15 protein-coding genes and 3 pseudogenes are annotated in these 19648 nt (G+C 59.2%); 9 read left to right on the top strand and 9 right to left on the bottom strand.

The genetic code is table 11. From position 1 onward, the window contains the following. Positions 1-61 precede the first annotated feature (61 nt). The 3 genes from ACRYA2_RS15590 to ACRYA2_RS15580 all read right to left on the bottom strand — a co-directional run bounded on the left by ACRYA2_RS15590 (position 62) and on the right by ACRYA2_RS15580 (position 3339). Positions 62-709 carry a class I SAM-dependent methyltransferase gene (locus tag ACRYA2_RS15590; protein WP_433630003.1) on the bottom strand — a complete coding sequence of 216 codons (648 nt, stop codon included), beginning with the start codon at positions 707-709 and terminating at the stop codon, positions 62-64. Positions 710-1573: 864 nt separating this feature from the next. Continuing rightward, positions 1574-2677, bottom strand: a complete 1104-nt coding sequence (locus ACRYA2_RS15585) for an endonuclease/exonuclease/phosphatase family protein (protein WP_433630001.1) — start codon at positions 2675-2677, stop codon at positions 1574-1576. Positions 2678-3183: 506 nt separating this feature from the next. Next, positions 3184-3339, bottom strand: coding sequence for a hypothetical protein (locus ACRYA2_RS15580; RefSeq protein ID WP_433629998.1), 156 nt, complete (start codon positions 3337-3339; stop codon positions 3184-3186). Between the two features lie 94 nt (positions 3340-3433). On the opposite strand from ACRYA2_RS15580, the pseudogene ACRYA2_RS15575 reads away from it, so the two are divergent. Further along, positions 3434-3864, top strand: a pseudogene (locus tag ACRYA2_RS15575) (type II toxin-antitoxin system VapC family toxin). 111 nt (positions 3865-3975) lie between these two features. Here ACRYA2_RS15575 and ACRYA2_RS15570 read toward each other — a convergent pair. Continuing rightward, the gene (locus tag ACRYA2_RS15570; protein ID WP_433629996.1) at positions 3976-4653 is read right to left on the bottom strand and encodes a helix-turn-helix domain-containing protein; all 678 of its coding nucleotides are present in this window, start codon (positions 4651-4653) and stop codon (positions 3976-3978) included. Positions 4654-4775: 122 nt separating this feature from the next. Here ACRYA2_RS15570 and ACRYA2_RS15565 point away from each other — a divergent pair, with 122 nt between their 5' ends. Further along, a complete protein-coding gene (locus tag ACRYA2_RS15565; RefSeq protein WP_433629993.1) occupies positions 4776-6116 on the top strand; it encodes a cytochrome P450 in 1341 nt (446 codons plus the stop codon). Positions 6117-6273: 157 nt separating this feature from the next. Here the strand turns inward: ACRYA2_RS15565 and ACRYA2_RS15560 are convergent, their stop codons facing one another. Continuing rightward, on the bottom strand, positions 6274-6588 hold the full coding sequence (locus tag ACRYA2_RS15560) for a sensor histidine kinase (protein ID WP_433630256.1): 315 nt from the start codon (positions 6586-6588) through the stop codon (positions 6274-6276). 152 nt (positions 6589-6740) lie between these two features. Between ACRYA2_RS15560 and ACRYA2_RS15555 the strand changes: the two genes are divergently transcribed. The 5 genes and pseudogenes from ACRYA2_RS15555 (at position 6741) to ACRYA2_RS15535 (ending at position 13303) form a co-directional block, all read left to right on the top strand. Beyond that, positions 6741-7283, top strand: coding sequence for a ribbon-helix-helix protein, CopG family (locus tag ACRYA2_RS15555; RefSeq protein ID WP_433629990.1), 543 nt, complete (start codon positions 6741-6743; stop codon positions 7281-7283). A gap of 98 nt (positions 7284-7381) precedes the next feature. After that, positions 7382-8601, top strand: a pseudogene (locus tag ACRYA2_RS15550) (Nramp family divalent metal transporter). A 1-nt stretch (position 8602) separates the two neighbouring features. Beyond that, positions 8603-10619 (top strand): annotated as a pseudogene (locus tag ACRYA2_RS15545) (hydantoinase/oxoprolinase family protein). Further along, positions 10616-12250 carry a hydantoinase B/oxoprolinase family protein gene (locus ACRYA2_RS15540; RefSeq protein ID WP_433629988.1) on the top strand — a complete coding sequence of 545 codons (1635 nt, stop codon included), beginning with the start codon at positions 10616-10618 and terminating at the stop codon, positions 12248-12250. The pseudogene ACRYA2_RS15545 and the gene ACRYA2_RS15540 overlap by 4 nt, the downstream one beginning before the upstream one ends. A 327-nt stretch (positions 12251-12577) precedes the next feature. Next, positions 12578-13303, top strand: a complete 726-nt coding sequence (locus ACRYA2_RS15535) for a fumarylacetoacetate hydrolase family protein (RefSeq protein ID WP_433629986.1) — start codon at positions 12578-12580, stop codon at positions 13301-13303. 598 nt (positions 13304-13901) lie between these two features. On the opposite strand, the gene ACRYA2_RS15530 is transcribed toward ACRYA2_RS15535, so the two are convergent. Beyond that, positions 13902-15563 (bottom strand): acyl-CoA synthetase, encoded by a 1662-nt coding sequence (locus ACRYA2_RS15530; protein WP_433629983.1) that lies wholly within the window; start codon positions 15561-15563, stop codon positions 13902-13904. Positions 15564-15848: 285 nt separating this feature from the next. On the opposite strand from ACRYA2_RS15530, the gene ACRYA2_RS15525 reads away from it, so the two are divergent. Both ACRYA2_RS15525 and ACRYA2_RS15520 read left to right on the top strand, forming a co-directional pair. Beyond that, positions 15849-16289, top strand: a complete 441-nt coding sequence (locus ACRYA2_RS15525) for an alkaline phosphatase D family protein (RefSeq protein WP_433629980.1) — start codon at positions 15849-15851, stop codon at positions 16287-16289. A gap of 71 nt (positions 16290-16360) precedes the next feature. After that, positions 16361-17041, top strand: a complete 681-nt coding sequence (locus ACRYA2_RS15520; protein ID WP_433629977.1) for a helix-turn-helix domain-containing protein — start codon at positions 16361-16363, stop codon at positions 17039-17041. A gap of 286 nt (positions 17042-17327) precedes the next feature. Here the strand turns inward: ACRYA2_RS15520 and ACRYA2_RS15515 are convergent, their stop codons facing one another. The 3 genes from ACRYA2_RS15515 to ACRYA2_RS15505 all read right to left on the bottom strand — a co-directional run bounded on the left by ACRYA2_RS15515 (position 17328) and on the right by ACRYA2_RS15505 (position 19600). Next, positions 17328-17945: a class I SAM-dependent methyltransferase gene (locus tag ACRYA2_RS15515; protein WP_433629975.1), complete on the bottom strand. Its 618-nt coding sequence runs from the start codon at positions 17943-17945 to the stop codon at positions 17328-17330. 170 nt (positions 17946-18115) lie between these two features. Next, positions 18116-19405: an MFS transporter gene (locus ACRYA2_RS15510; protein ID WP_433629972.1), complete on the bottom strand. Its 1290-nt coding sequence runs from the start codon at positions 19403-19405 to the stop codon at positions 18116-18118. A gap of 3 nt (positions 19406-19408) precedes the next feature. Beyond that, positions 19409-19600 (bottom strand): rhodanese-like domain-containing protein, encoded by a 192-nt coding sequence (locus ACRYA2_RS15505; RefSeq protein ID WP_433629969.1) that lies wholly within the window; start codon positions 19598-19600, stop codon positions 19409-19411. Positions 19601-19648 lie beyond the last annotated feature (48 nt).

Raw genomic sequence — 19648 nt, 5'->3', positions numbered from 1 at the left:
GTGATCGACTTCAGGATTATACTCGCTCGGCCCCTCATGATCGTCAGCCCCAGGTACGTATCTACGCATCGAGTTGGGCAGCAAAGAAGGTCCACGGGAGGTCAGTCTCGTCCTCGTTGGAGTCGTTCTCGTCTTCCAGCGTCTCGGGAACACCCCAACTGTCGACAACATCGAAACCGGCATTCCGTAACTGGTCCCGGGTCGCTTTCGCTCCAGCGATGTTCCACTGCATCTCAACGCCACTATCGAGCCAATCTGGATTTTCACCAATCCATTCGGTGGTCCCTTCGCACACGAGGACTCGACCACTGGGGCCCAAGACGCGTGCAAACTCGTCGATTACGGTCTGATGATCCTCCATCGGGACGTGGATTAATGACCAGTAAGCGATGACGGCATCGAAAACACCGTCATCGAATGGAAGGGCAGTCATATCGCTCTGCAGGAGCGAAACACCGGGGGCGTTCTGCCTGGCAAGCTGGAGTTGTTCGCGTGAAAAATCAACGCCGATAGCCGTCGTTTCGGAACTGATTCGCGGAAGAACAGGTGTTCCCTGTCCACAGCCAGCGTCGAGAATGCGAGACAATTCCGAGCACGAGTCGAGAAATTCTGCTAAGACTTCCATTCCACGACCATCTTCGGAACGATGGGTGGCGTACGCTTCACTCATTTCATCGTATGCGCGACGCACAGCTTCCTTCTCAACCATCAACGAGAGATATCGAGCCAGAACGATTCAATCTTTGGAGTGGCCTGCTCATGTACGCTCGATACGTAGCACGAACTACCGATGGCCTGAATCGTCGTGCTGATTTTTGTCGCATCACGGTCAAAGTCCTCCGAGTCAACTAGACCGTCACGTTCGATACCGGTGTCGAACGAAACGTCGAGGCAGAGCCGTCGACGACTAACTGACGTGAGCGGCAATCTCACCGCAGCGACGAGGTCTCGGTCCGTCGGTGCCGGTCACTGTCCATCAGTAACGACACGACAGTGATACCGACATCCGAAAACACGGGAGCTTCGACTAGCCATGACACACTACGTGATGGAACGCTCGATGCTGCATCGGACGTGACGGCAGGCCGACGCAAGTGATATCACAATCACTGCTATTGTTCTCGTCCACGCTCCGCCACTGACCCATGGGGCGGGTGGAGGCAACACGAGACGCTTACGCCAGTCAGCCGTCGATTGCACGCAGAACGAGAAACCACACGCAGAGCGGAAAGAGAGTGCCGTTCCGGACTCCCTGTAGTCGTCCGTCACTCCAATGGCTGTCGTACGGACGTCTAGATTCACGAGCCGTATAAAGATTGTTCGTATAACTAATTGGATTAAATTTCTATATAGAGGAATCAGCACGTGATCACAACCGATAGTACTGCAAACGACCGTTATCTACGGGAAATTATCCCCCCGTCCCGGGGGTGTTGTGAGCGTCTCTGGGACGACGAGAACACCCAGGATTGTGATATTACTCTCGCAATCAGGAGCCTCTATCGGCGAAGAAGACCAAGTGCCTCAGGGTGTGACCTCGAGGCGATTTACTGGCAGTGCAGGCGAATTTCCTTCAGTGGCCGGGATGCGTCGCGATGTCGGCCCAGACGAGCCGGTGGTCCGAGGCCGTACTGACGTCCTCGCCAAGGTTCTGCTTCGTTGCGTTCTTGCTTGGCCAGACGACCGATGAGGCGCGAAGCGAGAGGTCTGGGGAGGGGAGGACGTAGTCAATCTGTTCGACAACGCCCTCGAAGTCACCGCCGAACCGTGTTGCAGTGGGGAGACCGCGTTGCACCCCGCCTGGACTCGTTGGGAGGCGGCCGGTGTAGAAGTCGTCGTTGTCGACGAGGAACTTCTGGGCGGGATGGAGTGGCCGCTCGTCCCGACCCAGACCTGGGCCTGCATTCATGTCACCCATCAGAACATAGGAGGCGTCGTCGTCGAGACCGCCGCGGACGCCACTGTCGTCGTAGATGTAGTCTTCGCCAGCGACGTAATCTGCGAAGAACCGGACTTCGTCGTGGTTCCACCTTCCGTTGAAGTTGTTCGCCCCGTCGAAGCCGGGTGGCGTCGGGTGCGCGAAGAGGCCGTGGACCGTGGCCCCCTCAACCTCAAACGGGATATCGATGTGGGTCTTCGAAGGAAGTCGATAGACGTCGAGGTCCTCCTCTGTGAGGTAGATTGCGGTTTCGTCGTCCTCGGGGTCCGTGACGACGCCTTCTTCGCCCGCTACCGGAATGAGGTTCCCGGGCATATCCGCCCAGTTGAACGTCTGGAAGGAACGAACGCTCGACGTGTCGATTGGGTATTTGCTCGCGATCGCGAATGCATAGTGACCTGGATACACCCCGAACCCGAACGCGTCACCCGGCCGTTTGCCGAACGTCCCGTCTTTGTTGAAGTCGTAGTCCTGTTCCGGGAGGACGCCTGTGTTGCTCTTTGGCTGGAGCGTGTATTCGTAGTCAATGCCGTCGAGGTCGTCCCGTTGCGGGACGCTGAGGTAGTTCTCAACGAACGCGTCGATGTTTGTTCTGTCGGTGTATTTGTCCTGCTGGAGGTTGTTAGTGAGTTCATTGACGACGAGGATGTCTGGCCGGACCTCCTGAATGACTCGGGCGGCCGCTTCAGCCTGCGGATCGCCCGGCTTCTGGACCTGCTCTGTCTCTAGTTCGATCACGTTGAACGCCGCGTAGCGTGTCCCACGATTCTGTTTTCCGTGTCGGGTCCGCTGTCGACCGCTCACGGTACCGACAAAACCGGCTGCAGTCGCTGTGCCACCGATCGTTTTGAGTAGCGCTCGTCTGGTCTTAAGTCGAACCATCGAGCGCACCAATGTTACTCCCCCACATCAATATTTTCAAAACAATAATTATGGTTAGTAGGGGTGTTGCGGGACGCCGTCAAGAATCCCGAGAATGGTGGGTACTGGAATGGCGATCTCGAAATCCACGAGAGCCGCGTCGGTGAGGACATGCTGTAGGCGAGTCACCGGCCGGCGGCTCGCGTTCTCACTGGACTTCCGTGCTCACAGGCCTACGAGAACGGTGTCGTGCCGCAGGAGACGATCGACGACCTCGTCGAAACCTACTGTCTGCATCTCACCAACCGCGTCACGAACACCGAGCACGAGCGTGGCGAGGAACACATCCGCGAGACGCACACGAACCTTATCACTGACCAGCTCTACGAGAATCCGTCGCCGAACACGCCGACACCCTCACCGACTTCGACGCCTGGACGCAGGCCAGCGCCGACATCGACGCCACAGACGACGAACTGCGAGACGACTGGCAACACGACCTCGTCCGCTGGCTCGAAGACATCGCGCGGGCAAAGCACGCCGGCCGCACCTCTGTCCCGGAACTACGTCGTGGCGACTACGAACGTGATCAGGCCGACTGTGAAGAGACAACGGCGTATTGACGTCGAATAGATGCCATGTGCACTTGTCGATACGACTGTGCTCTTTACAGCCGCCTACCAGCAGGATAGTGCACACGCTGACGGACTGCAATAGTCCGGGGTGTCGATGACGGGTCACTACCGGAGGCAGTAATTCTCGACTTTATTCTGGTGGAGACGTTGAACGGACTGACGACACATACAGGACATGAGGCGGCTGTCGACTTTCTTGACCGAATCGAAGAAAATGCTCACTTCCACGTTGAATCCCTAACTGCAGATACGTTCGCGACAGCGATAGCCCTCTTTCGACAGCGCCCACCATTTTCGTTTGCTGGTGTCACTCTCGTCGCCTATATGCATGCTGAAAGATTAGGATATTTGTACGTATTCAATGATTATTTTGGTGCCGCTAAAGATATCTATCCACTCGGTACACCGACGAATCCTTCTGATCTCTAAAGTGGTCCTCGGCTTCCGATGGGACGAGGAATTCGTCGGCGTCTATCGGTTATGAGCCAAAAGAGGTAATTCATTGTATTGCATATATGTTATTTTATATACTATTAATCGTCAAAAAAGTTGCTGTGCATACGCCTTCATCACTCGGCGCTCGATGCGCTGAAGACGGTCGCTTACTGTTCCGGGAGAGAGATTCAAGGACTCGGCGAGTTCTTGGTGGGTCGTCTGTCGCGGTACTTCATAATAGCCCGCTTGGATAGCGTACTTGAGCAGTGCCTGCTGGCGATCAGTCAACTGAGCGATTTCATCATCTTCACTCGGGTGAACGTGCTTGATCTTCTCGACAGAAATATTAACTGTGCTAGGGAGATCAGCAGTTGCACCCTGGATACCTGTACTTGTTCCGATGACCGTGATCTTGGTCTCGGGGGTTTCACCGGTTTGTTGATGTACCATCGGCCAGTTGACGACGAGATCGTGATGATACAGAATCGAAATTAGTTCCTCAACCGGCTCGATATTCTGATAATGAGCATAGACGAGGCTGTACTCATCAGTGCCTGTGATAGCATACTCCAGTACCTGATCGTTCGCGTCGAATAGTTCTTCAGCGGCCGCGAGATTGCCAGTCAGCCTGGATAATCCGATGAAATACTCGTTCGCTGACGGACCTAGGTATCGAGTTGATTCGAGGGAAACTACGTCAGACTGGTGTATTGAATTGAAAATAGCAGTCTGTTGCGTCTGAGAGAGCAAGATAGTAGCTTGGCGAAGCGTTTCAGCCGGCATACTGATCTTTTACAGTGTGCGTACATAGTAGTGCGGACTTCTACCCGGGTAGGTGATGGCGTTAATCCATCCTAGTATGCTAGAAGTTAGTCTCATCAGTTGTACGAGCATACTTGCTCTTGATGAGCACGGACCCAGCGATTAAGGAATTCCCTCCGGGACCGTCTGGATTGCCGATTGTTGGTGCGATGCCGCGTTCGATTCTGGGCGGGTTAGAATTTAGGGAACGGATGGCACGTGAGTATGGTGATATCGTCCACTGGAAAGGTCCCGGCGATCATTTCTATCAGCTTAATCACCCGGAAGATATCGGGCAAGTTCTTGTCCATAATAATACCAACTATGTAAAGGGCGAACAGTTCCAGCGCGTCCTCAGGCCGCTAACCGGTAACGGCATTCTCAACAGTGAAGGTCAGGAATGGCGGCGGAACCGTCATCTCATCCAACCTGCGTTCCATCCCAATCGGATCAATGTCTACGCAGAGATGATGACAGACCAGACCGAGGCAATGTTGGATGCGTGGACGGATGGAGAGACACGCTCCATCCACGAGGACATGATGGAGTTAACGCTCCGAATCGTCTCTCAGGCGTTATTCGGGGTTGAGATCGACCGCTACGTGGATGATATTGAATCCGCAGTCAACACGTTCCTGCCCGCAACGTCCAGCCTCTCGAATCTCCTTCTTCCGGAGAGTGTTCCACTCCCGTCTCGCCGAAGGATGGCGCAGGCTCGTGAAACGCTCGACAGTGTCGTGACCGAAATCATTCAGCGGAAACGCGCCAACCCGGGTGAACACGACGTCATCTCGATGCTACTTGATGCACGTGATAATGACGACAATCCGCTAAGCGACAAACAAATTCGTGATGAGGCGATCACCCTCATTACTGCGGGTCACGAAACCACTGCGGTTTCGTTGACCTATACGATGTATCTGCTCGCTCAACACCCCGAAATCGAAGAGAAATTTGTCAGGGAGCTCGATGCAGTGCTCGACGGTGAGCGCCCAACAATGGGCGACTTGTCCGAGCTAACCTACACCGAGCAGATCGTCAAAGAGTCAATGCGGCTGTTCCCTCCAGTACCAAGCATTGTTCGAGAAGCGAAAGAAACGGATCAGATCAGCGGTTATCGGATTCCAGAAGGTGCGAAGATCTTCCTGAGTCAGTGGGTCGTCCATAGAGACAACCGGTGGTACGATGACCCGCTCGCGTTTCGACCTGAGCGTTGGGCGAATGACATGCAGTCCTCGCTGCCTCAGCTTGCATATTTCCCGTTCGCCGCTGGACCGCGTCGCTGTATCGGTGATCGGTTCGCGATGCTCGAAGCCCGACTCCTGCTCGCGATGATTTATCAGAACTACCATCTCGAGCTCAGATCTGATCGGAATCTAGAGGTAGTTCAGACAATCACCTCGCGCCCGAAGGAAGATATTCGAATGACAATTCACGAGCGCTGATATCGCTGTCTATGGCTGTGTGTACAGGAGGGTGCGGGCACGTACAGAAAATGGTTCTCGTGGGCGAACGGTCTCCGAGTAGTACGAACACGGTAGGAATCGCATGAACCGCCTCGGGGCGTGACCCCGAGGCACTCGGCCTGCTCCGCCTGTAGAGTTAGGAGCCTTGCTTAAGGAAGTCCACATTGCGGAATTCGAACCGGGCCCCGCCACTTGCACTCTCAGTTATCCGACATGACCTCCCATACACTGTCGCCAGTTCCTGCACGAACGCCAACCCCAATCCCGTTCCACCCTCGCTGGCGGCCGTCGTCATGCCCACCTCGAACACGTCTTCCCGTTTTGCCGCGGGGATTCCAACTCCGTCGTCCGCTACGAAAAACCCGTCCTCCAGCTCACCGATACGGACCGTGACATCTCGCCCGCCGTACTGGACGGCGTTCTCGAACAGGTTCCGGAATAGGTGGCGGATGTACGTCCGATCGGCCTCGATTCGGGCATCGATGTCGAGCCAGTCCGTGAACTCGGCAGCCTTTTCGACTATCCGCCGCTATCTTGATGCAACGGATCTCCGTCAGAGACGGAACCGTGAGATATAGGACGACAGGCTGTCTCTCGGTGGATATGTCTCACGAGCGCGTCACAGTCTCACTCGATGCCGACGCGAAGGCCGCTCTCGACGATCTCACCGACCGAACAGAGGGGGGCCAGAGCGCGGTCGTCAGACGGGCGCTGACGTTTTACGCGGCGAATTTCGAAGCGGTGAACTCGACGAGAAGCGCCGATAATCTCGCAAACTACTATAAGATGCTTTCGGGCGGTGAACACGTTCTGCTGGACGTCGATTTCTTCCACGCGTTTCTCGACGATATCGATCTGGACGACCGCGACGAAGCGTTTATCGAGACGGTCGATCGGGTTTCCGAGTATCACGCCAGCGAGTACGCCGAACGGTTCGACGACGTCGGTGAAGTGCTGGACTGGCTCTCGCTATGTGGTTTCCTCGCCGTCCGGAACTCCGATGGAGATACGTACCACGTCGTCTTTCCCTCGGAGTCGATGCGGTGGTTCATGACGCGGTTCCTCCGGAAGAGTTTGACTGACGCCTCGTTCGACGTGGAGATCAAAGAGAGCGTCTCGAAAATTCTCGTTCGACAGCAAGGATGATCTAAGTTCACACGGCGTATGAAGTCGTATGATTGCGTGTTCACTGATATTAATAATTCTTTTTGTGCAGAAAAGACTGGCCATCGATAGTCATTCACATGATACACGGACTCACGGAACGGCTACGATCAATCGGCCCTGGAGCGATGGTCGCGGCAGCCTTCATCGGTCTAGGTATGGTAACGACCGCGAGCGTTACCGGTGCCGCCTTCGGCTACGCCCTCATCTGGACGCTGGTGTTCTCCATCGTCGCAACCATCGTCCTGCAGGAGATGAGCGCCCGCCTTGGCCTCGTCACAGGCGAGGGTCTCGGCGAAGCACTCCCGAAACAGTTCGAGAACGAGATTCCGCGAGGGTTCAGCATCGTGCTCGTCGTCTCCGCGATCGGCGTCGGGACCGCAGCCTACGAAGCCGGAAATATCCTCGGCGGCGCGGCAGGTCTCGAGGTCGTCACCGGCATCAGTTCCAACATGTGGGGCCGGTGATAGTACTCGTCGCCGGTGCGCTCCTGTGGACGGGCAAATACGAGTACATCGAAAAAGCGCTCGTCGGCCTCGTCGTCGTCATGGCTACCGCGTTCATCCTCTCCGCTATCATGGTCGGCCCCAGCTGGGGGGACCTCGCAGTCGGATTCGTTCCCGCGATTCCCGACGGATCGCTCTACCTGGTGACTGGCCTCATCGGTACGACCGTCGTCGGATACAACCTCTTTCTCCACGCCTCCAGCGTCAGTGATCGCTGGGAGGGAGCGGGTAACCTCCCTGAATCACGGACCGACACCGTCCTCTCTATCACTATCGGCGGGCTCATCACCATCGCCGTCATCGTCACTGCCGCCGCCGCCTTTCCCACCGGTACAAATCTCGACAACATCGGCCGGATGGCCGAGCAACTGGAACCGCTCGCAGGGACCCACGCGAAATGGCTGTTTAGCATCGGTATCTTCGCTGCAGGGTTCACCTCTTCCACGACCGCTCCGCTCGCGGGAGCCTACGCGACTGCTGTGGCACTCGGCTGGGAGAAAGACATCTCCTCGACGAAGTTCCGGGCCGTTTGGGGAACGATCATCGCAGTCGGCATCCTGTTCTCCGGTCTCGGCTACAGTCCCGTCAGGGTCATCGTTTTCGCGCAGGTCGCCAACGGAATCCTCCTGCCCATCGTCGCCATTTTCCTCATCTACGTGATGAACGACGACGATTCGCTCGGCAAGTACACGAACGGGACGTGGTCGAACGTCGCAGGTGGAATAGTGACCCTCGTCGTTATCTGGCTCGGTCTCCGAACGCTGTTGTCCATCGCTAACATTCAGCTCCTGTAAAATGACAGAACGACCTCGACTTGGTGCAGACGTAGGCGGAACGTTCACCGACGTAGTACTCGTCACTGGAGACGACCTCGTTACGGCAAAGGTTCCGAGTACTGCCGACCAGAGCGTCGGTGTGATGAACGGCATCCAGAAAGCGTGTTCCGAAGCCGGCATCGACTCGTCCGCTGTCGACGAGTTCACGCACGCGATGACGGTCTCGGTCAACCGCCCTTCTGGAGAAGACGGGCGCAAAGACGGCGCTCGTCACAACCGAAGGCTTCCGCGACGTTCTCGAAATCGGCCGACAGGACCGTCCAGACCTGTACGACCTCTCTGCGAGCCGTTCGGAGCCGCTGGTTCCGCGACGTCGCCGCTTCGAGATTCCCGAGCGAGCGACGCCGAACGCCGTCGAAGAGACAGTCGACGAAAAAGCCGTCCGCGAGGTCGGGGCACAGATTCGGGACAGTACCGCCGAAAGCGTCGCGGTCTCGCTCCTCCACGCGTATGCCAATCCACGCAACGAGAAGCGAGTCGTCGAGATTCTCGAGGACGAACTCGACGTCCCTATTTCCGCCTCTCACGAAGTGCTCGCAGAGTTCCGGGAGTACGAACGGACGTCGACGACGGTCGTCGATACGTACGTCACCCCGAAGATCGACAGTTATCTGGGACGTCTTACCCGCGACGCTACCGAAAAGGGACTCCCCGAACCGCTCGTCATGCAGGCCAACGGCGGTATCGCTGACGTAGACACGGTCCGCGACCACGCCGTCACTACTACGATGTCCGGTCCGGCAGCCGGTGTCGTCGGCGCAAACGCTGCCGCAGGCAAACTGGTGGACGAGCGCGGCCTGCGCGGGCTCGTCACCTTCGACATGGGTGGGACGTCAAGCGACGTGAGTCTCGTCCGCGACGGGGAAGCCGAACGGACGACCGACGCGGAGATCAACGGCCAACCCGTCCGGACGCCGATGGTCGACGTGACCACCGTCGGCGCGGGTGGGGGGTCTATCGCGTGGGTCGACGACGGTGGCGCGCTCCGCGTCGGTCCGCGGTCGGCAGGCGCAGAGCCTGGCCCAGCCTGCTACGGGAAGGGCGGTACGGAACCGACCGTCACCGACGCAAACCTCGTCCTCGGCTACATCGGCGACAGCACGGAACTCGGCGGCGAACTCTCGCTGGACGCGGGTGCAGCCTACGATGCACTCGCCGAACTTGCAGACGAGGCCGGCCTCGACGGAGCAGTCGAGGCTGCACAGGGCGTCTACCGCGTCGCGAACGCGAACATGGCCCGCGCGATTCGCTCGGCGACGGTCGAGCGAGGCCACGACCCGCGAGAGTTTGGTCTGGTCGCGTTCGGTGGCGCCGGGCCGATGCATGCGGGTGCGCTCGCTGCCGATCTCGACATCGGAACGGTCGTCGTGCCACCTGCGTGTGGTGTTCTCTCGGCCTACGGACTGCTGGCCGACGACGAGAAACACGACGCCGTCCGTACACATCGCGTCGCGCTCAACGAGGTCGATCCCGAACGCGTCGACGACCTGTACGAAGGGCTCGAATCCGAGGTCCTCGAGGAGGCCCGCGACGTCGCGTCGGCGAGCATTCAGCGTCACGCCGACCTGCAGTATGCTGGTCAGAGTTTCGAACTCTCGGTCGAGGTCGGTGACACGTTTCGTCCGACGCGGACCGCCGAGCGCTTCCACGAGACGCACTGGTCGACCTACGGTTACCAGATGGACGAACCGGTCCACCTCGTGAACTTGCGGGTGACCGCGACGACTACCCGGAGCGACCCTGTCGTCGCCCACGAGTCCACGGAGGGAGAACGGTCCGGAATCCGCGAGGCGCGATTTACCGATGGAACGGTCCACGAAACGCCGGTCTATCGACGGTCGGCGCTGCCAACCGGTCAGACACTCGACGGTCCCGCCGTCGTCGAACAGGCCGAAAGCACGGTCGTCGTCCCGCCCGCATGGACGGCCGAAGTTCGTGCAGACGGGTCGCTCGTCCTCACGGAGGAAGAGACATGACTCAGAACGACACCGAAAACGAGAGCCACGTCGATCCGGTCACACTCGAAATACTGCGAAACCAACTCGAAGGAATCGCCGAAGAGATGGGGCAGGTCCTCATCCGTGGGGTGTACTCGCCGAACATCAAGGAGCGGCAGGACTGCTCGACAGCGCTCTTCGATGCCGACGGACGAATGATCGCCCAGGCAGAACACATACCAGTCCACCTCGGCGCGATGCCCGAAGCCGTCGCTACAGTCCGTGAACGAGATCCCGAACCCGGGGAAGTCTGGGCGCTTAACGATCCGTACGACGGCGGAACCCACCTGCCGGACATAACGCTCGTCTCGCCACTGGCCCTCGACACCGACACGAAAACGGAAGACGAAATCATCGGCTACGCCGTCTCTCGCGCTCACCACGCCGACGTCGGCGGATCGACGCCAGGAAGCATGCCCGCCGGTGCACGCGAAATCTACGAGGAGGGCATTCGTCTGCCAGGCGTACGTCTGGTCCACGACGGTGACGTCGTCGAAGACGTGTTCGAGCTGTTCCTCGCAAACGTCCGTACGCCCGACGAACGTCGAGCCGACATCCGTGCGCAACTCGCAGCCCACGACCGTGCGACGGAGCGACTCGGTGACCTGTTCGACAGCTACGGCGAGACCGTTCTCGACGCCTTCGACGCGGTCATCGACTACTCGCGTGAACGCATCGAATCCGAACTGGCTGAGTTTCCCGACGGCACCTACACCGCCCAGGACGTGCTCGAAGGCGACGGCGTGACCGACGAGGACATCCAGATCGACGTGACGGTGACCGTCGACGACAGTACTCTCGACGTCGATTTCGCAGGGACTGCGGAACAGGTCCGAGGGAACCTCAACGCACCGCTCGGGGTGGCCAAAAGCGCGGTCTACTTCGTCGTCCGCTGTCTCACGGATCCCGAAATTCCGCCGAATCAGGGCTGCTACGGTCCCGTTACCGTCGATGCGCCCGAGAGGTCGCTCCTGAATCCGACATCGCCGGCCGCAGTCGTCGGGGGAAACGTCGAGACGAGTCAGCGAGTCACCGACGTAGTGTTTGCGGCGCTCGCTGATGCAGTTCCCGAGAGGGTACCTGCACAGGGACAGGGCACGATGAACAACCTCATCATCGGCTCTCGCGACGGTGATTTCGCCTACTACGAAACCATCGGTGGTGGCGCAGGTGCGACGAGCGAGGCCGACGGTCTGGACGGCGTGCAGGTCGGAATGACGAACACACTGAACACTCCCGTCGAGATGCTCGAAGCGGAGTATCCGCTGACGGTGGAACGCTATGCTCTTCGCCCCGGGACCGGCGGGAGCGGCGAGTATCGCGGCGGACTCGGTCTCGAACGGTCGCTCACTGTCGGGCGTGATGCCTCCGTCTCGCTCCTTACCGAACGTCGACGTTCCCAGCCGCGAGGCGTCGCTGGCGGTGAGAACGGTGCTACCGGCCAAAATCTTGTCGACGGCGAACCCGTCTCCGCGAAAACCACCGTCGACGTGGAGGCAGGGACTACCGTTACGGTCCGTACACCCGGTGGTGGCGGACACGGGGCTCCTGCCGACCGCGATCCTGAAGCGCGAGATCGCGACCGTCAGGACGGTAAAATCGAGGACTGAGTCCCTCCCCGGCCGAACTCTTCGACTTGCTTTCGTAGGAGTCCCCCTGAATTCGCTGCACCTGAAAGATAGAAGCTCCGTCTGCCTACCAGTCCGCTGAAGGCGTTCAGTTCGTGGTGTGCATCTAGCGCTTGCTGAAGGACGGTCGTATGCCTGACACGGAGTCCGTCGCCGAAGAGTTCGAGCGAGCGCAGACAGCACTTGCTGACGCAGAAATCCTGCAGAACGGCGACGGCTCTGACGAAGTAGTCGTGAATCGCGTAGAGCGTTTGCGTGCGCTGGAACGCAATCACTGGGTTTTTGCACCAGAGCGTGGCAGACAAGCGTATGCGGCTTGCACGATTGCTCACTCCGGACGGCCCCGTCACCGGCAGGTACGACGAAGGCACCATTTATGCCACCGACGGTATCTACGAGGTCGGTGTCGATGGTCGGCTTCTTCCGCCCTGCGAACCGAGCGCACTCTACTGCGTCGGCCGCAACTACGCCGAGACGCTCGAACAGATGGAGTACGAACGTCCGGAGGAGCCGGACTTCTTCATCAAGCCCCCGGCGAGTATCGTTGCGGACGGCCAGTCGATTTCGTATCCGTCGTGGACTGACGAACTCACCTACGCCGGCGAACTGGTGGCCGTCATCGACGAACGGTGTCGGGACTTGACACCCGAGGAGGTGCCCGAGGTAGTTCGCGGGTACACCGTCATGAACGACGTCGACGCGCTCGACCAGGTCGGCCGCACTGCGCGAAAAGCGTTCGACGGCTCTGCGCCGCTCGGGCCGTGGATCGAAACCGAGGTCGACCCGACGAATATCGACATGGAGACGTACGTCGGCGGCGAAAAACGGCAGGAGGCGAACACGGAACTGATGCTGTTCGACCCGTACGAACTCGTCGCACATCTCTCGGAGCGGTTCACTCTCCGTCCGGGCGACTGTATCGCGTTCGGTAGCCCGGCGAATCCCGGTCTCGTCGAACCGGGTGACACCGTCGAGATAACGTACGATGGCGTCGGAACGCTGACGAACGACGTCGTCGACGCGTCGTTCCCGTAGGCGGCGAGGCCGATGTGAGGGTGTCAGTGAGCGCTTGGAAAGATTCGTTCTGCCTACGACCGGTCGTCAGGTAACCCATCTTCGTGGTCAGCCATCAATCCGAGAAGCGGCGCAATCTCGTCGAAGGTGCTCGAGCGGACGTGTCGTAGCTCTCATTTCAATCTGGTCGGGAGCGTCGATGTCGAAGCTAAGCTGTACCACGACGCGAATCGTGGAGTTCTCTGGCCGAGAGTACGATTCACAGCCAGGGGGGGAGGATACTGCAAACGTGTTATCCGAGTCTCCGGGAGTTCTTCGGCTTCGAGTGACGGAGACTGTTAAGCACCGACGTTCGTGAGGTCATCGGACTGCGCGGCACCACCTCCGAGATATTGCTCTAAAAGAGCAAACCCGGAGTCGAGCGTGATAGCGAGTAGGGCACCGGGAACTGTCCCAGCGGACGAGTATCGCAGTAGCTCCGGGACCAACACGAGCTTGACGTGAGTCCAGAGCACAGTGAGGAACAGGCGGTTCAACCGTCTTGCACTCTGTTACCGCTACAGAACAGGAGTCTCCGATCGTTTGTCTTTACGAGTAGCCGTCTTCCATCTCGACCACCTCATTCTGTATCCCGATCACGTAGTTTGCGCCGTTGAATTTTCCCGGTCGTCGTCGTCGGTAAGTCGGCAACGAACTCGATTTCGCGAGGGTACTCGTATTTTGCGAGTCGGCGTTTGACCAACTGCTGTATCTCGCCGCGGAGATCGTCATAGTTGTCTGTGGCAGCGCCAACGGGCTGGACGAACGCTTTAATGATCTCACCGCGAGTGTCGTCGGGGACCCCCACGACAGCGACTTGTTCGACGCCGGGATGTTCGAGAATTGCGCTCTCGACCTCACCGGGTCCAACGCGGTAACCCGACGTGATAATGACGTCGTCGTCTCGCGCCTTGAACCAGAAATAGCCGTCCTCGTCACGGTAGCCGAGATCGCCAGTCAGGTGCCACGGCTCCCCACCATCAGCGGCATCCACGCGCACCGCTTCGGTCTTCTCGGGGTCGTTCCAGTACTCTCGGAAGATGACCGGATCGTCGCCGTGGCGCACCGCAATCATACCAACCTCGTCGTCCGGTACACGCTGGCCGGACTCAGAGTCGATGACTGCCACCTCGTGTCCGGGAACGGGCTTGCCCATACTGCCGGCCCGTGCCGGAAACCACTGCCGACAGTTGGTCACCAGCAGGTTCGCCTCCGTCTGCCCGTAAAGTTCGTTCACGACGACGCCCTCCAACTGATCGGCAGCCCAATCCAGAATCTCGGGTGTCAACGGCTCACCCCCCGTGCAGATGGCCGCCAGCGAGAGGTCGAACGTCTCGGTGGGGTTCGCGGTGTTCATCATCATTCGGATGGCCGTCGGCGGGAGGAACGCGTTGGTCACGTCGAATTCCTCGCAGAGGTCGAAGGCCGTCTCCGCGTCGAACCCCTCCATCGGGTAGCCGACGACGGGTTGTCCGTAGTGCCATGCCGGGAACAGGAGGTCGCCCAGCGCACCGATCCACGCCCAGTCGGCCGGCGTCCAGTACACCGAGTCGAAGACGTCCTGTTCGAAGTACATACGGAACGCGGCGCAGTGTCCGGCCCAGAGCCCATGGGTATGCAGGACGCCTTTCGGCGGCCCGGTCGAGCCGCTGGTGTACATAATAATCGCCGGCGTCTCCTCGACCGTAGCAGCAATCTCGAACGTCTCTGGCTGGTCCGCGTGGAAGGCCTCGAACGGTTCGGCGTCGTCGGGCGTATCGTCGGCGCCGACGGCAACGACGTGTTCCAAATCCGGACACTCTCCTCGGACTTCCCGAACCGTATCGAGCATCGATTCGTCGGCCACGACCACGCGCGACTCGCTGTCCGCAAGACGATACCGGAGAGCATCTGGCCCGAATAACACCGACAGTGGCAGCGACACCGCCCCCAGTTTCCAGCATGCGAGGTGTGTCAACGGGTTCGCCGGCTTCTGTGGTACTACTACCGCGACGCGGTCGCCGTACTCGACACCGCGCTCTGCGAGCGCGTGGGCGACTTGATTCGATAGTTCGTCCAATTCCTGGAACGTGTACGTCTCTCGCCGGCCGTCGGGATAGGCCTGATAGAGCGCCGGCCGGTCGGCGTCATCGTGCTTACGCAGACAATCCCATGCGATGTTGTAGTCGTCGGGGAAGTCCCAGGCGAACTCCTCGCGTGCCTGTTCGTAGGTGTCGAAATCGAGGGACACGTGCCAAACCATCGGCATCCCGTCTTTGAATTCATATGGTATAGAACCCCACGACTAGCGCGGCGGACCTACCTGCATGGAGTTTCCACGGTCTGTCAACGAAACAGCCGGGGGTTGTAATAGCACTCCCCGGAAGGAAGCGAAGCCCAGACGTGGCTGCTTGTATCGAGAGCCACGTGAACAAAATCTATAAAACTGAGTAGAAACGTTCCGGTTTGAATCGGGTTGGTTCCGTTTGTTCTCCTACCTACGCCTATATTTCTTTTCTTTATACGAGAAATATACCGTGTGGGATGGATGGAGACGATGACGGACGGACGAAGAGAGGCGACGACGCGCCGTGCTGTTCTCAAAGCGGCCGGTTCGACCACCGCAAGTGGAGCGCTGGCCACGCTGTTCGCGCAAAACGGAGCTGTCAAGACGGTCACGCCTACGAAGCCGGACGACCATAATTATCTCCACGGCTACTTCGGCGGGTTCGGGCGCGTTGCCGAAGAGGCTGTGGACTTCCTCGTCCATCTGGGTGACTTTGGCTACGAATACGCCGGAGACGGCCAGCAGCCCGGCCGAGATATTCGCCTCCGCAGCGGGAAGGATATCGCCCACGGCCTGGAAGACTTCCGGCATCTCTACCGGACGTACCGGAGCGACGAACTCCTCCCTATCAGTAGTCGATACGTACGTGGTGCGTATCTATTACTCGTTGGTCAGTTGACTCACTGTAATGGTTACCACTAAATCGGGTACTGTAGTATCCCGACAGAGAGCGCACCAACGGACATATTGTCCGGGAATCTCTTAGTTTGGATATGACTGCCACAGTCGTCGAAGTGGAAATCCCTGCTACTCAATTTGCTCTTAGCCAGTCTTTCTCCGAACTCGAGGGATTGAGATGCGAAATCGAGCGGATCGTGGCCGACGACGACACCCGCGTTATGCCGTTCGTCTGGATGAGTAGTGACGAGAACACGCGCGAGGAGATCGAAAGCGTGCTCGGAAAGGATTCGAGCGTCGAAACTATCGATCTCCTCGCGGATCTGGACGAAGAGTGGCTGTATCAGATGGAGTGGATCGACCAGATCGAGACGCTCGTCCAGATTCTCGTTACAGAGCAGGGAACGATTCTCGCGGCAACGGGTGACGACCGCTGGTGGAACCTCCGAATCCTGTTTCCCGACCGGGAGGCGCTCTCACGAACGCACGAGTACTGCGAAGAGAACGGCCTCACGCTCGAGATTCTGAACATTTATCACCTGGACAAAGGACGGCAAGGTCGCTTCGGACTCACGGACGACCAGCAGGACGTACTGACGCTCGCACACGAACATGGCTACTATCAGATTCCTCGCGAGTCGACGGCCAACGACCTCGCCGATGAGTTGGATATATCGCACCAGGCCGTGTCCGAGCGCTTGCGTCGTGGGCACGAAAGCCTCGTGAAGAACGCGCTCATCCTCGGCCAGGGTGCCGACGACCCGGACAAAAAATAACGTACGCTCCGCCTCTCAACCTTTCAGTTCCCTTCTCAGGATGGTTCTCTGCCTTTTAACGCCTATGTAGAAGGGATACTCGCCGGATACGAGAGGCGAGCTATTTCGAACGAATCACGCCGTTCTATCGTCGAAGTCGAACGTCTCCTCGCGGAGGTGTGGCGCTCGGCAGTGAACACCGTTCCAGCGCGGCTCTTCGAGCCGTTTCCCCTTTTCCGGGCGTTCGTGCGTGCCACTCGCCTGGATGGAGTTTCCCGGCAGTGACGAAGCAGCGCTTCCGGAGTTCTCAAACGACCCTGAACACGCGCACCGTGTCGCGCTTGCTCGGTTCGGAGACGAGTTGGGCGAGGCCGAGGTCGGAGAACACTCGCTTCCAGTTACGGTAGTAGAGCGGGAAATCGTCGTTGACGTAGCTCACTTCCTCACCCGCCCGGCCGCGCTGGGGACTGTTCCCCTCGTTCTCGGCGGTTATGAGCAGATCGCTGGTAATGCGAGTCAGCTCCTCGAACACCCACTCGTTGTCGGGACGGATGTGCTGAAGGGTTTCCACCGAGTAGACGACGTCGAACGCATCGTCGGGAAACTCGGGGACGACGTCTTCGATCGCCCCGGTGTGAAACGTTCCCGTCGCGGCGAGTTTCGGGTACTGTTCGGCCATCACGTCGAACGATTCGTCGTTGATATCGATACCGGTGAGATTCTCGAATCCGTTCTCGCGGAGGTGGGCGAGATGACGGCCGGAGCCACAGCCGACCTCGAGGATCGCGGCATTCTCACGCGCGTAGTACTCGACCACGGTGGCGAGGGTCTCGCTCACCTCGTTCGGCCCGATCTGGGCGTAGTACGCAGGCGAAAACTTTCCCGAGCGTTCGGCCCAGCCGTGATAGTCGTCGTCCGGTTCCATACAGACCGTCTCGTGGCCAGGGAGTTAAGACCCATCTTCGTCACGCATGGGAATGCCAACATCGACTTCTATCGGCGCGAACGCTCTCAGTCCGAAGAATCCCGTGAGCCGATAACGTCGACCATCGGCCAACTGAAGACGCAACCCAGCGCTTCGGTGACAGATATGCATCAGTCGTCGACCGTCGCTCGAGTCGACGCATCCGGTGCAGGAGCCGGTGGCTCGTGGGTGCCGAAGTCCGGATGCGTCTCTTCCATCCACAGATACACGACTGCGCCGGAGACGAACATCAAGATGGCAGTCATATAGAAAGCGGCCTCAGCGTTCACGAACTCCATCGAGAGGCCAATCAGAATCGCGCCGACGCCATAGCCGGCGTCGCGCCACATCCGGTAGACGCCCATCCCTGCCGACCGCCAGGTCGGGTGAGCAGCGTCGCTCGGGACCGTCATCAGGTTCGGGTAGAGCAGCGCCATCCCGAGCCCGGAAATTCCGGCCAGGGCCGCCCATGGGAGGTAACCGTCGACAAACACCATCCCGAGGACGCCTGCGCCGGCAAGGAACATCCCCGCGACGACCGGCGGACGTCGGCCGATGCGGTCGGCGAGCCCACCGGTCCCGATCTGGAGGAAGTACATCGCGCTGTGGACGCCGACGACGACACCGACGGCTTCGATTGCGAGGCCCTGACTCGTGAGATACAGAGGGACGGCGATCCAGAACAGCGTGTCAACGAAGTTCTCGAGGTGGCCGGCCTGCGCCGCCGCGAATAGCGTCTTATCGCCATAGGTTGCTCGCTTCAAAACCTCGTTGAACGGGAGGTTCGCATCGTGGTGGTCGTCGTCGCCCTCCAGCTGGGCGAGCTGGACCGTCTCCTTGATGAGGAAGACCGAGATGAGGAACGCTAGCACCACGACGGCGGCGAGGAAGTAGAACGGTTCCGGCCGAAGATTGGTCCGGCCGGCAATGACGCCCGTGATCCACGCTCCAGCCGCGACGCCGGTGTAGCCGAACGCCTCGTCGATGCCGACGGCGAGCCCGCGCTGGTCGGGGCTCGCGAGGTCGATCTTGGCGTTGATCGCCATGCTCCAGGTTAGCGCTTGGTTAATCCCCAGCAGGATGTTCCCGACGGTGATCCAGCTCCAGCTCGGCGCGAAGATGAGGATCACGGGAATCGGCAGCGCGGTGAGCCAGCCGAGAATGAGCACTGGCTTGCGTCCGTACTCCTCACCCCACTTGCCGGCGTAGAGGTTGAGCAGCGCCTTGACGAAGCCGAACGAGACGACGAACGAGCCGATGACGAAAAACGACTCGACGCCGAGTACCTCTTCGCCCAGGACTGGCACGACGGTGCGCTCCGAGCCGATGGTCAACCCCGTCGCGAACACCAAGAGGACGTGTAGCGAGAACTGTCCGAGATGCTCGCGAATGCCCTGTTTCAGGTCGGTTTGCCCGCTCATGGATTACTCGGCTGCACAGCGGTCGGGCCCCGGTTCGGACAGTTCGTCGTCGGAGACGTCGACGTTGATGCTGCCCTTGATGTGCCAGTCGTCGTAATCCTCCCGGTGGCGAACGTCGAGGACGAGACCGTCCCTTCGTCGGCCCGTAACCGTTCGCCGAGTTCGTCCGGACTCACTTCCGTCATCAGTGTTCACTCGTAAGGGGTGTTTTTGAATATAGGTGGTGCCGGTCATGACCGGCAT

Source organism: Halomicrococcus pelagicus, assembly GCF_050954125.1.
Note: the sequence above shows the minus strand (reverse complement) of the source record. Positions and strands in the feature narration are given on the sequence as shown.